Source organism: Streptomyces azureus, assembly GCF_001270025.1.
GTDB classification, from domain to species: Bacteria; Actinomycetota; Actinomycetes; order Streptomycetales; family Streptomycetaceae; genus Streptomyces; species Streptomyces azureus.
The window spans coordinates 1-13,622 of the sequence record NZ_DF968309.1; the positions used below are offsets into that span (position 1 = coordinate 1).

At 70.5% G+C, this 13,622-nt stretch carries 9 protein-coding genes, 1 tRNA gene and 3 pseudogenes; 4 read left to right on the forward strand and 9 right to left on the reverse strand.

Translation table 11 applies throughout. The features are described from left to right. The 3 genes from AOQ53_RS21690 to AOQ53_RS21700 all read right to left on the reverse strand — a co-directional run. On the reverse strand, positions 1-334 hold a 334-nt coding region (locus AOQ53_RS21690), incomplete at its 3' end, for an aldo/keto reductase (RefSeq protein WP_236711748.1). 158 nt (positions 335-492) lie between these two features. Beyond that, the gene (locus AOQ53_RS21695) at positions 493-2,319 is read right to left on the reverse strand and encodes an AMP-dependent synthetase/ligase (RefSeq protein ID WP_059419692.1); all 1,827 of its coding nucleotides are present in this window, start codon (positions 2,317-2,319) and stop codon (positions 493-495) included. 223 nt (positions 2,320-2,542) lie between these two features. After that, a complete protein-coding gene (locus tag AOQ53_RS21700; RefSeq protein WP_059419694.1) occupies positions 2,543-3,475 on the reverse strand; it encodes a LysR substrate-binding domain-containing protein in 933 nt (310 codons plus the stop codon). Positions 3,476-3,662: 187 nt separating this feature from the next. On the opposite strand from AOQ53_RS21700, the gene AOQ53_RS21705 reads away from it, so the two are divergent. Then, positions 3,663-4,676, forward strand: a complete 1,014-nt coding sequence (locus tag AOQ53_RS21705; RefSeq protein ID WP_059419696.1) for a bile acid:sodium symporter family protein — start codon at positions 3,663-3,665, stop codon at positions 4,674-4,676. Here AOQ53_RS21705 and AOQ53_RS21710 read toward each other — a convergent pair. From AOQ53_RS21710 to AOQ53_RS21720, 3 genes and pseudogenes are all read right to left on the reverse strand, one after another. Next, complete coding sequence (locus AOQ53_RS21710; protein WP_059419698.1) at positions 4,612-5,850, reverse strand: DUF4185 domain-containing protein; 1,239 nt, start codon at positions 5,848-5,850, stop codon at positions 4,612-4,614. The two genes, AOQ53_RS21705 and AOQ53_RS21710, sit on opposite strands and share 65 nt — an antisense overlap. A gap of 11 nt (positions 5,851-5,861) precedes the next feature. After that, positions 5,862-7,736: a sialidase family protein gene (locus tag AOQ53_RS21715; protein ID WP_059419699.1), complete on the reverse strand. Its 1,875-nt coding sequence runs from the start codon at positions 7,734-7,736 to the stop codon at positions 5,862-5,864. Positions 7,737-7,891: 155 nt separating this feature from the next. Next, positions 7,892-8,278: pseudogene (locus AOQ53_RS21720) on the reverse strand (zinc-binding dehydrogenase); the annotation flags it as partial. A gap of 1 nt (position 8,279) precedes the next feature. Here AOQ53_RS21720 and AOQ53_RS46425 point away from each other — a divergent pair. Together AOQ53_RS46425 and AOQ53_RS41410 are read left to right on the forward strand one after the other, a co-directional pair. Further along, positions 8,280-8,494: pseudogene (locus tag AOQ53_RS46425) on the forward strand (MarR family winged helix-turn-helix transcriptional regulator); the annotation flags it as partial. A 131-nt stretch (positions 8,495-8,625) separates the two neighbouring features. Beyond that, positions 8,626-8,769 (forward strand): annotated as a pseudogene (locus AOQ53_RS41410) (helix-turn-helix domain-containing protein); the annotation flags it as partial. 175 nt (positions 8,770-8,944) lie between these two features. Here the strand turns inward: AOQ53_RS41410 and AOQ53_RS21725 are convergent. Further along, positions 8,945-9,019, reverse strand: a tRNA-Arg gene (locus tag AOQ53_RS21725). Positions 9,020-9,718: 699 nt separating this feature from the next. Here AOQ53_RS21725 and AOQ53_RS21730 point away from each other — a divergent pair. Next, positions 9,719-10,729, forward strand: a complete 1,011-nt coding sequence (locus AOQ53_RS21730) for a helix-turn-helix domain-containing protein (protein WP_059419700.1) — start codon at positions 9,719-9,721, stop codon at positions 10,727-10,729. Between the two features lie 67 nt (positions 10,730-10,796). On the opposite strand, the gene AOQ53_RS21735 is transcribed toward AOQ53_RS21730, so the two are convergent. After that, entirely contained in the window at positions 10,797-12,059 is a 1,263-nt protein-coding gene (locus AOQ53_RS21735) for a YcaO-like family protein (protein WP_059419702.1), read from the reverse strand. Further along, complete coding sequence (locus AOQ53_RS21740; RefSeq protein WP_059419704.1) at positions 12,056-13,306, reverse strand: iron-containing alcohol dehydrogenase; 1,251 nt, start codon at positions 13,304-13,306, stop codon at positions 12,056-12,058. Before AOQ53_RS21740 ends, AOQ53_RS21735 begins: the two co-directional genes overlap by 4 nt. Positions 13,307-13,622 lie beyond the last annotated feature (316 nt).

Sequence of the window (13,622 nt, forward strand, 5' to 3'; positions counted from 1 at the left end):
CGAACGCCTTGTACGTGTCGACGTAGGTGCCCCGGGCCGGCAGCGGCCAGTGGATCAGGTACAGGTCGACGAAGTCCAGGCCGAGCTTTTCCAGCGACGTGTCGAAGGCGCGCAACGTGGAGTCGTACCCCTGGTCGGCGTTCCAGAGCTTCGTGGTGACGAAGAGCTCTTCGCGCGGAAGACCGGACGCGGCGATGGCCTTGCCCGTGCCCTCCTCGTTGCCGTAGATCGCCGCGGTGTCGATGCTGCGGTACCCGGCCTCCAGCGCCGTCGCGACGGCCGACTCGGCCTCGTCGTCCGGCACCTGCCAGACACCGAAGCCCAGCTGGGGCATCTCGACGCCGTTGTTCAGGATGATCGGGGGGACCTTGCTCACGAGCTCTCGATCCTTCGGTTTGTGGTCAGGTGTACATCTCATCGTCAACGATCACGAGCCGTGATGCATTCCTGACGGGAGAATTCAGGTGTGCGATTCATCTGTCACCTGGTAATTCACGCCCGGTACAGCGCCTCGATCTCTTTCTCGTACGCCTTTTCGATCGCCTTGCGCTTCAGCTTCAGGGACGGGGTCAGCAACCCGTGTTCCTCGGTGAACGGCTGGGCCAGGATGCGGAAGGTGCGGATCGACTCGGCCTGCGAGACAAGGGTGTTGGCCGCGACCACCGCGCGCCGCACCTCCGTCTCCAGATCCGCGTCGCGCACCAGCTCCGCCGCGGACATCCGCGGCTTGCCCCGCATCGTCAGCCAGTGCTCCACGGCCTCCTGGTCGAGGGTCACGAGGGCGGCGATGTACGGGCGGTCGTTGCCGACGAGGATGCACTGGTTGACCAGTGGATGGTCACGGACGCGTTCCTCCAGTACGCCGGGCGAAACACTCTTGCCGCTCGATGTGACCAGGATCTCCTTCTTGCGGCCGGTGATGGTGAGGTAGCCGTCCTCGTCGAGCGCGCCGAGGTCGCCGGTGGCCAGCCAGCCGTCGTGCAGGGTCTCGTCGGTGGCCTTGGGGTTGTTGAGGTAGCCCTGGAAGAGGTTCCGGCCGTGCAGCCAGATCTCGCCGTCGTCCGCGATGTGCACGGTCATGCCCGGGATGGGCTGCCCGACCGTGCCGAACCGGGTGCGTCCGGGCGGGTTGGCGGTCGCGGCGGCCGTTGACTCGGTCAGGCCGTAGCCCTCGTAGATGTGCACGCCCGCCCCGGCGAAGAACAGGCCGAGCCGCCGGTCCATCGCCGAACCGCCGGACATGGCGTGCTTGATACGGCCGCCCATCGCGGCGCGGATCTTGGAGTAGACGAGCTTGTCGAACAGCTGGTGCTGCATGCGCAGGCCCGCCGAGGGACCGGGGCCGATGCCCCAGGCCTTGGCCTCGATGGCTTCCGCGTACTTGATGGCGATGTCGACGGCCTTCTCGAACGGGCCGGAGCGCCCCTCCTTCTCGGCCTTGCGGCGGGCGGCGTTGAACACCTTCTCGAAGATGTACGGCACGGCCAGGAAGAACGTCGGCTTGAACGCGGCCAGGTCGGGCAGCAGGGCCGCCGCGTTCAGCTGCGGCTGATGACCGAACTTCACCTTGCCGCGGATCCCGGCGACCTGGACCATCCGCCCGAAGACATGGGCGAGCGGCAGGAACAGCAGGGTGGCGGCCTCGTCGCCCCGCTTGGAGTGGAACACCGGCTCCCAGCGCTCGATGACGGTGTCCGCCTCGTACATGAAGTTGCCGTGCGTGATGACACAGCCCTTGGGGCGGCCGGTGGTGCCCGAGGTGTAGATGATCGTGGCGACCGAGTCGGGGGTGACGGCCTGCCGGTGGCGGTGCACCACCTCGTCGTCGAGGCTCGCACCGGCGTCGTACAGCTCGTGCAGGGCGCCGGAGTCGAGCTGCCACAGGCGGCGCAGTTGCGGCAGCCGGTCGATGACGGTGGCGATCGTCATCGCGTGGTCCTCGTGCTCCACCACCGCGGCCGTCACCTCGGCGTCGTACAGCATCCAGAAACACTGCTCGGCCGAGGAGGTCGGGTAGACCGGCACGACCTGGGCGCCGATCGTCCACAGCGCGTAGTCGAACAGCGTCCACTCATAGCGCGTACGGGAGATGATCGCGACCCGGTCGCCGAACCGGATGCCGCTCGCCAGCAGGCCCTTGGCCAGGGCGAGCACCTCGTCGCGGAACTCGGCGCTGGTGACGTCCCGCCACTGCCCGGACTCGTCCTTGCGGCCCAGCGCGATGCGCAGCGGGTCCTCCTGGGCATGCTCGAAGACCACGTCGGCCAGACCGCCCACCGGAGGTGCCAACGCCAACGGAGGGTTGGTGAACTCGCGCAAACCCCGCTCCCCGCTCCTCAGCGCTTCGGTTGAGTGACGCTCCGCACAGCGCGGTGAAAGCTACCCCAACCGGGCAGAGGGCGGGAGGGGTGGCGAAGCGAGCAGCGCTCTTGTCCGCGCTGGTCAGGGAGGGAAAATGCGCTCACATGGGGAAGGGTCGGACAGAATCCTGACGGTTGAGTAAGTTTCGGAGCCGTAATCTCCACCGAATCTGTACGACCCGTTACGGCCCGAGGCTCGCCGTGCGCGGTGCCCGGCCGTCTCTTCTGTCAGCGCCCCGGGGGCGGATTTCGTCACTCCGGTTCAGTCGGTCACCGCCCGACAGGATCGCCGCGGCCAGGGCGTCCGCCGCGCCCTGGGCGGAGGGGCGGCGCCGGCCGTGGACCACGACGAAGTCCACCTGCCCGAGTTCCGGCAGCCCCGCCCGGTCCGGGACGCGGACCAGGCCCGGCGGGATGAGGCCGCGGGAGTGGGCCATCACGCCGAGCCCCGCCCGGGCCGCGGCGACGAGACCGTTGAGAGAGCCGCTCGTGCACACCACGCGCCACTCGCGGCCCTGCCGCTCCAGCGCCTCCAGGGCGAGCGCGCGGGTGATGCCCGGCGGCGGATAGACGATGAGCGGCACGGGACGGTCCGGGTCGAGCCGGAGGCGCTTTGCGCCGATCCACACCAGCCTGTCGTGCCGGACCAGCTCGCCGCGCGGGTCCTCCGGCCGCCGCTTGGCCAGGACCAGGTCCAGCTTCCCGGCGGCGAGCTGCTCGTGCAGCGTGCCCGACAGCTCGACCGTCAGCTCCAGATCGACCTCCGGGTGGTCGTGCCGGAAGCCCTCGAGGATCTCCGGCAGCCGGGTCAGCACGAAGTCCTCCGACGCGCCGAAGCGCAGCCGGCCGCGCAACCGGGTGCCCGTGAAGAACGCCGTCGCCTGCTCGTGCACCTCCAGGATCCGGCGCGCGAACCCGAGCATGGCCTCGCCGTCCTCCGTGAGCTCCACCGAGTGCGTGTCCCGGGTGAACAGCGTCCGCCCGGTGGCGTCCTCCAGCCGTCGCACGTGCTGGCTCACGGTGGACTGCCGCAGCCCGAGCCGCCGGGCGGCCTGCGTGAAGCTCAGCGTCTGCGCCACCGACAGGAAGGTGCGCAGATGGGAGGGGTCGTACATGGCGCCAGGCTATCGCGGAACACGATGACAGTGAGAGCGGTATGCGGGATTCCCGATCGCCGGTCCGAGGAGCAGGATGGAAGGGGGCCGTACCGGCCCTGAAGCGCACGTGAGTACCGCACGTATGTACCGCCCGTAAGAACTGAGCAAGTGGAGCACCGTGAAACGCCTGCGCCGGCCGCGTCGGATGCCGATCGACCCGTACATCCTTCTCCTCCTCGCGACGGTGGGCGTCGCCGCCCTGTTCCCGGCGCGCGGGACGGTCGCCGATGTCACGTCCGGTGCCTCCACGGCGGCGATCGCCCTGCTGTTCTTCCTCTACGGCGCGCGGCTGTCCACCCGTGAGGCACTGGACGGACTGCGCCACTGGCGGCTCCACGTCACCGTCCTGGCCTGCACCTTCCTCGTCTTCCCGCTGCTCGGCCTGGCGGCCCGCGGACTGGTGCCGGTGATCCTGACGCACCCGCTGTACCAGGGCCTGCTCTTCCTCACGCTCGTCCCGTCGACCGTGCAGTCCTCGATCGCCTTCACCTCGATGGCCCGCGGCAACGTGCCCGCCGCGATCTGCGCGGGCTCCTTCTCCTCCCTCGTCGGCATCATCGCCACCCCGCTGCTCGCGGCCTCGCTGCTCGGCGGCAACGGGGGCGGGTTCTCCGCCGACTCGCTGCTGAAGATCGTGCTGCAACTGCTCGTGCCGTTCCTCGCGGGACAGCTTCTGCGCCGTTGGATCGGCGGCTTCGTCACCCGTCACAAGAAGGTCCTCGCACTGGTGGACCGCGGCTCGATCCTCCTCGTCGTCTACACCGCGTTCAGCCAGGGCATGGTCCAGGGCATCTGGCACCAGGTCAGCCCCCTCCGGCTGGGCGCACTGCTGGTCGTCGAGGCCGTGATCCTCGCCGTGATGCTGCTGCTGACCTGGTACGGCGGCAAGGCGCTGGGCTTCGGCCGGGAGGACCGGATCACCCTCCAGTTCGCCGGCTCGAAGAAGTCCCTGGCCGCCGGACTGCCCATGGCGAGCGTCCTGTTCGGCCCGCAGGCCTCGCTGGCCGTGCTGCCGCTGATGCTCTTTCACCAGATGCAGCTGATGGTCTGCGCGGTGATCGCCAAGCGCCGCTCGAACGACCCCCGCCCGGAGGTCACCGGGCCGGAGCCAGCCGCAGCGTCACGAACCGCGGTCGGTACAGGGACACGTTCCGGCTGAGCTGGACGGCGGCGCCCGTCGTCTCCAGCCAGTTGACGTCGTAGCTCAGCACGAGACGCCCGTCGCCGCTCAGCACCGGGTGCGCCTGCGGGTTGTAGGCGGCCACCTGGCCCTGCGGCAGCGACGGGCTGAACTCCTTCGCGGGCCCGTGCCACGGCCCGGCCGGGGAGCACGCCCAGTACGAGGCCACGGTGGTCAGGCCCTTCGCGCCCGCGGCCATCGTGAACAGCACGTACGTCCCGCCGTCCCGGACGACCGAGAACGCGCTTCCCACGCCCCTGCGCTGCCCGTCCCCGAGCACCGGCCGGGGGCGGGCACCGGCCGCCCAGGCCGAGCCGGTCCAGTACCGCCAGGCCGCCGGATCCCCGAGCCTGCCCTCCGGCACCCGCGCCACGTACGCGTGCGACGCCGGGCGGGAGGCGGCCTGGCCGTCGTCGCCGCCGAAGACGTACGTCCAGCCGTCCTCCTCGACCAGCGTCGTACCGAACAGCACCCGCCGGGACGGGTCCGGTACCAGTTGCTGGTCGAGCACCTTTCCGATCGACTCCAGGCGCAGATCGGGCAGCGACAGCGTGGCCACCTCGGTCGCGGTGGGCACGCCGTAGATCCACGGGGCCTGGCCGGCCGTGCGCACCCACAGCAGCACCCGGACGACCTGCTCCGAGGAGCCGGGGGAGCGGGGTTCGACGCGGGCGGCGACCGGCCAGCGCCACTGGTTCGGCGCCGGGTCGGCGAAGAGCGGGGCGGGCAGGGTGGTCTCCAGCCGGCCGTCGCGCATCAGCACGGCCGAGTTGCGCACCAGCGGCGCGGTGGGGTCCCGCCAGGCGTGGGACTCGCCGGCCGGGTTGGGCGGGCCGTACACCCGGCCCAGGTAGGTGTCCGAGAACAGCCACAGCACCCGGCCGTCCGGCAGCCGCACCGAGTGGGTGCCGTCGCCGCCGGTCCAGTCGTCGGTGCGGGACGCGTCGTCGCCGTAGCGGGCGAACTCGGCGGTGAGGCCGTCGTCCGCCTGCCAGGAGCGGACCGTGCGCGCCCGGCAGGCGGCCTCGTCGTCCGGACTGTCGTCCTCAGGGAGGGCGATGAGCAGCGCTGCCCCGAGAACCAGGACCAGCAGCAGGCCGATCCCGGTTCCCGTGCGCTGTCGTGCTCGTGCTGTTTCTGCGTCGTCGGGCACGTGCCGTGACGTTAGTTGCTGCCGCTCACCTGGTCCATGGGGAGCCACAGCACCGTGCCCCTGGCGGCCGCGCCCTTGGTGCCCGCGGCCACCTCCCTGTCGGTGAGGGCCCGGTTCCAGACGCGGACGTCGTCGATCGCCCCCGTGAGGAACGCCCGGCTGTCCATGCGCTGGCCGATGTGCACGCCGAAGGGGGAGTTGCGGCTGACCGAGCCCGGCACGTCCGGGGTGCTGATCGGCGTGCCGTCGAGGAAGAGGGTCAGTTGCCCGCCGCCCCTGCGCAGGACCAGGTGGTGCCAGCGGCCGTCGTTGTGGGCGCCGGAGGTCCACACCGAGGCCGTCCTGACGGTCGTCGCGCCCGACCGGGTGGTGACGAGCGCCCGGACCCGGTCGCTCGCCGGCTCCCCGCGCAGCCAGACCTGCGGCTGGGTGCTGCCGATGCCGCCCATCCACAGGAAGGGCTGTTCGCCGGTCGTGGCCGTATAGCGGAAGAACAGCGAGGCCGTGAAGTCCCCCTCGCCGAGCGGCAGTCGGGACCGGTACGGCAGGCGTACGGCGTCGTCGGTGCCGTCGAAGGACAGCGCGCCGCCGCGGACACCGGCCGTCCGCCCGGCATCGCCGAGCACGGCCGCGGGCCGCGCGCCCGACGCCGCGTCGCGGGTGGTCGGGTCGGCGCCACGGCGTGGCTTCAGCCAGTCCTCGGTGAAGCGGGCGAAGCGGATCTCGTCGCGGGCGTCGACCGCGCCGCCCTCGTAGAGCAGGCCCACCGTCGAGGAGTCGACCGCCGCCATGTCGGAGTAACCGGACCAGTCCGTGGTGACGACCGTGCCCCGGTCCACGCTGTCCCAGGTGCGCCCGCCGTCGTAGGAGGAGCGGACCATCATCGTCCGGCGGCGGTCGGGATCGGCCGGGGCGGACAGCAGCATCCGGTCGCCGAGGCGCAGCGTCGCGCCCTGGACCTGTGGGGTGTAGAGGTCCGGGAGGGCGCGGAAGGGCGTGGCGAAGCTGTCGCCGCCGTCCAGGCTGAGGGTCTGGGAGCGGTGCCCCAGATCGGTGCCGTCCTGTTCGCGGCCGCTGACGAGGACGGCCCCGTCGGAGCGTTCGGTGAGCGTCACCTCCGAGGGCTTCTGCCGGAACATGCCGTCCTGCGCTATCGGCCAGGAGTCCGTGGCGCCGATCCGCCAGTGGTCGCCGCCGTCGTCGCTGACGATGAGCGCCGCGTGGTTCGCGGTGACCCGGCTGCCGTCCCACGTCTCGGTGTTGACGCCGAACACCAGCCGTCCGGCGTGCTTCCCTCGGGTGAGCTGGATGCCGTGCACGGGCCCGGTGGCGTACCAGGAGTTCCAGTGCCCGGGCAGGATCTGGTCGCTCAGGTCGCGCGGCTCGGACCAGGTCCGCCCGTCGTCGTCGCTGTACTGGAGGTGCGGTGTGCGGTCGCAGGGGACGGTGCAGTTGCCGGCGTCCGTACGGCCCGTGTTGTACGTCTCGGCCAGCAGGATCCGGCCGGTCCTGCGGTCCACGAGGGGCGCCGGGTTGCCGTGCGTGTCGCCGGCGCCCTCGTTGACGACCTGGAGCGGTCCCCAGGTGCGGCCGCCGTCGGTGGAGCGTTTGAGGACGATGTCGATGTCGGCAGCGTCACCGCAGTTGAGGACGCGGCCCTCGGCGAAGGCGAGCAGCGTGCCGGCCGTGGTCCGCACGATCGCCGGGATCCGGAAGCACGCGTAACCGGGGTCCTGGGAGGCTTTGAAGAGGACCTGTTGGTCGAACTCCGGTAACGATGCGAAGGGTTGGGCATGGGCCGCCGGGCCTGCGGGCGCGAGCAGCGCCGCGGCGGTGAGAACGGCTGTCAGGGTGGATCTCAGACGTGCGCGAAGACTTGACGGCATGGTGCGACCTGCCCTTCATGCGTCTGTCGGCTGGACCACCGGGGCATGGGAACAGACATCCGGGGAGCGGACATTCGGTCAATCGGACATCCCACGTCCCATGTGTGGGCCACAGACGGTACTTGGCTTCACAGACCCCCCACAAGGAGCGTGCGTCAGGGGATCAGGACGACCTTGCCGAGGTTGGCCCTCGCCTCGATCTCCCCGTGTGCCTTCGCCGTGTCCTGAAGGGTGAACTCCCCATGGACGGCGGGCTGGAGCTCTCCGGCGGCGAACAGCCGCTACAGCTCCTCGCGCCACTGCTCGTACAACTCCGGTTCGCCGCGGGCGATGCGGGCCATCTGGAACCCGATCACCGACTTGGTGCCCACGAGCAGGTCGTACGCCTGGACGGTGCCGCCGCCCGAGCTGTACGCCACCAGCCGTCCCTCCGGGGCGAGTGCGGCGAGGGCCGGGGTGAGCAGCTCGCCGCCGACCGCGTCCAGGGCGTAGTCGACCGGGGCGCCCCAGGTGTCGTCGCCGTAGGTGACGACATGGTCGGCGAACGACCTCCGGGCGGCGGGCCTGGTGGTACGCGAGTCGGCCTCGAAGGACCGGCGGAAGAACGCGGTGTCCCTCACCGCCCGGGGAGCCCGGCTGCTGACGCGCTGCGAGAGGCGGCCCGCGCGGCCAACGATGAGCTGCTCGCCCCGCTGTCGGAAGCCGAACGCGAGCAGTTCACGGGCATGCTGCTCCGGATATCCGGCACGGCGGACTAGTGTCCTGCGCCAGTTCCTCGTCGAGGCCCGAAGCTGGAACCGCTGTTGCTCTCCGCTGATGAGCGGGCGATGTTGGAGCGGTGGACGCGTCGGGCCACATCGGCCCAGGCCTGGCCCTGCGCGCACGAATTGTGCTGGCGTGCGCGGGGCCGGACGTGCCACTGATCGTCGCGGTCGCCCGGGACCTGCGGGTGACTGCCGACACGGTCCGCAAATGGCGGCGGCGGTTCCTCGCCGACCGCCTGGACGGCCTCGTTGACGAGCCCCGGCCGACCCGCTCGTACGCCGTGACGGGGGAGCCCAGTGCCTGTGCTCAGGACCTCGATGACGCACCGCCGCAAGCGGACCCTGGCATACAGCCGCTCCGAGCGGCACACGTCTGCACACACGCGAAGACCTCGACCGCAGCGTTTCCGCTGGTAACGGGGTCTCTGGGCACCTCCTCCAGGGTGCCCCCGGCAGGATTCGAACCTGCGCACACGGCTCCGGAGGCCGTCGATATTTTCATATGTTTACCAGGCCGGCGGCCTTTATGGCGCTGTGTCAGATCCGCCGTCTCGCATATAGCCCACGAAAAAGAAATACCCTCTGGCTGTCTAGATCCGATCGCTTGCGAATTGTTGATTTTCGGGATGCGGCCTTTTTTGGGGCGAACAGGGCGTGGCGGTGGTTCCCTGAGAATGTGGACGATCGCCGGTTTGGCTAACCGGCGATCCCGCGCTATGGTGCGCCGCTCAAAGTTGCCTCTACGTCTGAGAGCGATCTCTGTGTGCGGTCCCCATGCGGAAGACGGCTGACCCGCCAGGCGCCGAATTCCGGCCGCCTGCGGGGATGGGGCTCCTTGGATACGTCATCAAGCAGCCGCAGTTGGGGCTTGGCCGCCGCGTACCGTGTGTCCGAGCCGTGACTCACCCGGATCTCACGACGCCGTCCGGCACATCACGTGGCTGTCCTCGCGGTCACAGGCTCAAAAAGCAACCGTCTACCCGCAGGCGGTTTACGTAAACAGTCCTCACAATGGCCATACGGAAATCAGATGTGGGGAACCGGTGTGCGCCGGCGTCAAGTGATCTGATTTGTCAAGTTTTTGCTTATTCCTGATGAACAAGAGGCTTGGTGGCAGGCTAACGTGCCTGCCACTCGCGCTGAAGTTTTCGCTCCGGCTAGGACGGCCGTCGGCGCGGCCACGCCCTTGGCCGGGGCCTTTCTTCCTTAGGGGAAGCCGTGCAACGAAACATCATTGCCGATCTGGGGCTTTCGGAAACCGAAGAGGCGGCCTACCGCTACCTTCTGTGCACCCCAGGCGCGACCGCCCAGGAACTGGCTACCGCCCTCGATGTTCCCGCGGCAGATGAGGTAATCAAGCGGTTGCTCGATCAAGGGTTGATCCGCCAGCAGTCACCGGACGGGCGTGTCATGGCATACCCGCCGGTGAGTGCCATGGAAGCCCTGATCGACAGACAGCTCCACGACCTGCACGAGCGGATGCGGCGCACCACCGCGTGCCGCCACGTCATCGACACGTACATGGACATCTGGACGCAGGGCATCCGGGAGCAGAATGCCGACCAGGGGCAGGCGCTCGGTGTCGAGCGTGTGGAGGGAATCGACAGCATCCGCGCCCGGCTGGACGATCTTATTTTCTTCGCGCGCGATGAGGTCCTGTGCACCCACCCGCGCGGCCCGCTGTCCCCAGAAGCGCTGGCGGACGCGCGGCCCCGGGACGCCTTGCTGCTCAAGCGGGGTGTCAGCATGCGTTCGATCCTGCACACGAGCGCCCTGTCGGACCCGCTCACGGCCACCCGGCTGCGGGAGATCGCGGCCGCCGGAGCCCGGGCCCGGGTGTCGGACTCGCAATTCGAACGGATGGTCATAGTCGACCGCAGTAAGGCCCTGGTCCCCATCGACCCGGGGAACACCGCACGTGGTGCGCTGCTGGTGCACGAACCCGGCGTTGTGGCCAGTTCGGTTGCTCTCTTCGAGCGCATCTGGGAGGGCGCGCAGCCTTTGGAGAACGTGACTGCCGACGATGCGGGACCGACTCATGAGCTTCAGGAAGTCGAGCGGAAAGTGCTCGCCACACTGTGCCGGGTGGACAAGGACGAGATCGGGGCGAGGGAAATCGGTGTCTCCGTACGGACCTATCGTCGGCACGTGGGGGATCTGATGCGGCAGCTGGGCGCCAGCAACCGTTTCCAGGCCGCGTTGCTGGCCCGCGACCGCGGCTGGATCTGACGTGACGAGCGGCGGTGGGCCAAGGGCACGCAGATGAACATCTCAGACCACACCGTCCGTACGCGATTCATATCAGCGGGTGGGGGTGCGGCGAATGGCCGGACCGTGCCCGAAGCCCCGTACGTGCCTCGGCGGTCTCCAGCCGGAAGCGGTTCCAGCCGAATGAGCACCGTTCGTCGATGCGCAGCGGCTGCAGTCCGGCGGGTATCACCTTCACCACGGCCCAGCCCATGGCGCGCACGGCCGGCGGCAACCGGTGGCTCAGGTCGACGGCCAGGGGACGTGCGCCCTGGGCATGCAGGCCCGCCAGGATTTCCTCCGTCGACGGCTGCCCGGGGGTGAGCCGCAGGGCCGCGGAGCCGGGCTCGAACCCGTCGCACCACCGCCTCACCGTCTCCCTCCCCTCAGCCGATGCGAACCACCGTGCCCGGTCCATGTCTTCGGTGACGATGCCGGGCACGGGCTCGTCCGCGTACCGGGGACCGACCAGCCGCAGACACGACATCACCTGGAGGGCCTCCTGCAGCGCGCCCGCAAGGCTCTGGCCAGGGTCGGTGGAGGCGTTGCATCCGACGGCCGCGCCCTGGTCCCCCAGGAGGATGCCCACCACGCACGTCACGCCGTCCACCGCGGTGGGCACCTCGGCCAGTACCGGTTCCCATCCGCCTGCCCGGGCGTGGCGCAGGGCGGAGCCGAACCTCCGCCAGGACGGAGAGCCGGGGGCTGCCGCGATCGAGACCTCCGGGTCGATGCGCCGCAGGGTCAGCGCACGAACCCAGGCGACGGTCAGCGCGTCCCGTTCGATGACCTCAAGCAGCGCCGAGCGCAGCGCCATCCCGGGCCCTGCGCCGGCGGCCGCCCCGGACGGGGTGGGGTCGAATCCGTCGCTGTCCTCCGGCCGGGGTGGGTGGTCGACGAGCCCCGCCGGCACCCACATCCGGTGGCCGTCGAGCAGCCTGCGCGCCGGGTACCAGGTCCGCACCTGTCCCACGCAGTCCTCGGCGCCCAGCCCGGCCTCGTGGAAGCCGAGTACGTCGCCGTCCAGGGCGGTGGATGGGCCCCTGCGGCCCTCTCCGGGCAGCGGCTGGAGCGCGAACCGTTCGACGGCTTCTCCCGTGGCCCGGACCAGCACGTCCGCACGGTTCACCCCGTACGCGCCGACCACCTCGTGGGAGATCGGCTGGGACGGGCCGCCGGACACCGGCTCTCCCTGCTGCCCGGCCAGATGAACCAGTCCCCGCCACTGGGGCTCGCCGGTGCCCGGGGGGTGCAACTGCCAGCCGCGGGTGAGCTGTGCCTCAGGGGCGAGGGTCGCGAGGACGTCGATCACAGCTGGCTCCTCCGCGGTCGCGGCTGGTCGATGATCTCCCGGTAGAGGGCGGTCAGTTCGGCGGCGCTGAAGGCGCCCAGCATGGGCTGGCTCCCGCCCCAGGCTTGTGCGGTTCGCCAGGCCAGCTCCTGGGGCGGCGGGGCCTCGGTCTTCCGCAGCGCCGGTACGTCCCACGCGGCGACCAGGGCGCGGAATCCGGCGACGGGGTCGGTGGGCAACCGCATGGGTCCCAGGGCGCGCCACAGAGCCTGCCAGGCGGTGTGCAGCCGGGCCGGGTCGCCGAACCGGGTGTCACCAGCGAGCAGCCTGGACCACACCACGGGTGCCACCGAGACGGTGGCAGTCATCTTGCGTACGCCGGCGAGCGTGGACAGTTCGTTGGACAGGTACCAGATCTTCCCGCCGAACGGGTCACGCCCCAGCGCCGTCCAGCCAAGCACGGTGCGTGCGCTGAGCAGGGCGATGTCGATGCGCAGCGGGGCGGGCACGTCGTACCGCGCGTTGGCCGCCTCAGCCCCCGAACGGCCCAACTGGGCCAGCAGCGTCAGCAGTTCGGCATCGGAGGCACCCGGGCACTGTCCGACCGGCGGCAGGGCACAGATGTTGAGCAGCCGCATCATCGCCTCAAGCACCCCTTCCAGCAGCAGCCGCCGGGGCAGGCCCGCCGTGGCCGCAGGGTCGAGGGCGGCGGTGCCCGGGGTGAGCGCGTCACCCGTGACGAGCTTTCGCCGGTCGCAGGCGAGGACGGTCGCCAGGGAACTGACCTCGGCGGCGGTTCCCACGGTGGTGGGGACGGCGGTGAACCGGGGCACCGGCCTTCGCCCGGGCGGACAGAGGATCAGGCCAGGCATGGTGGGGCGGCGTATGAGAGTGGACAGCTCAGGGCGGCTGAGGATCGCCCGGGCCACGGCGGCGGCGTCCAGCACACTGCCGCCGCCGATCGCCACCACGTGCCGGACATCACCCAGCGAGTCGGCGATTTCCCCCGAGCTCGCGAGGGTGATGGACCCCGGGTGCAGCCCAAGGCGCCGCAGCCGTTTCCCGGCTGGGCCGACCAGACGGTCGACGAGGCCCTCGGGAAGGCTGGTGTCGGTCACGAGCACCGTCGTGCCATCGGAGCGGGCCTGGCGAACGGCCTCGCGGGCGGCGCCCTGGCCGATCAGGAGTTCTGTGGGCCGACTCCACCGGGCCGGCTGAAAGGCAGTGGCGGGCTCGGCACGAACCGCGAGCGGTACCACGGTGGTCACTGGTGGGCCCTCCCTTCCGCGGGCCCTGAGAGGCTCGTGGTCAGATGCCGGTGAGAGCGGGGGTGACGGCCTGGGGCGGTCGCTCTGCGAGAGCCCCGATGACACTGCCGCCCCCGGCTCTTCCGGAGCTGTCGACCGGAAACAGAGGGACGCGCCGCAGAGCGCCAGTCAGTGACCGCCCGGCAACCAGCTCCGTCACCGGCCTGTCGCTGCTGGACAACAGCCGCCACGAGGGCGCCTGGGCGGCCGACATCCACCCATGGGTCCGAGGCCGCGGCATGGACCACCCGCACGCCACCCGGGTCCCGGCCCGCGC

Coding starts and splice junctions, on each gene's coding strand:
- AOQ53_RS21715 (WP_059419699.1), bottom strand. CDS start 7,736: ATGCCGTCAAGTCTTCGCGCACGTCTGAGATCCACCCTGACAGCCGTT.
- AOQ53_RS21705 (WP_059419696.1), top strand. CDS start 3,663: ATGCCGATCGACCCGTACATCCTTCTCCTCCTCGCGACGGTGGGCGTC.
- AOQ53_RS21700 (WP_059419694.1), bottom strand. CDS start 3,475: ATGTACGACCCCTCCCATCTGCGCACCTTCCTGTCGGTGGCGCAGACG.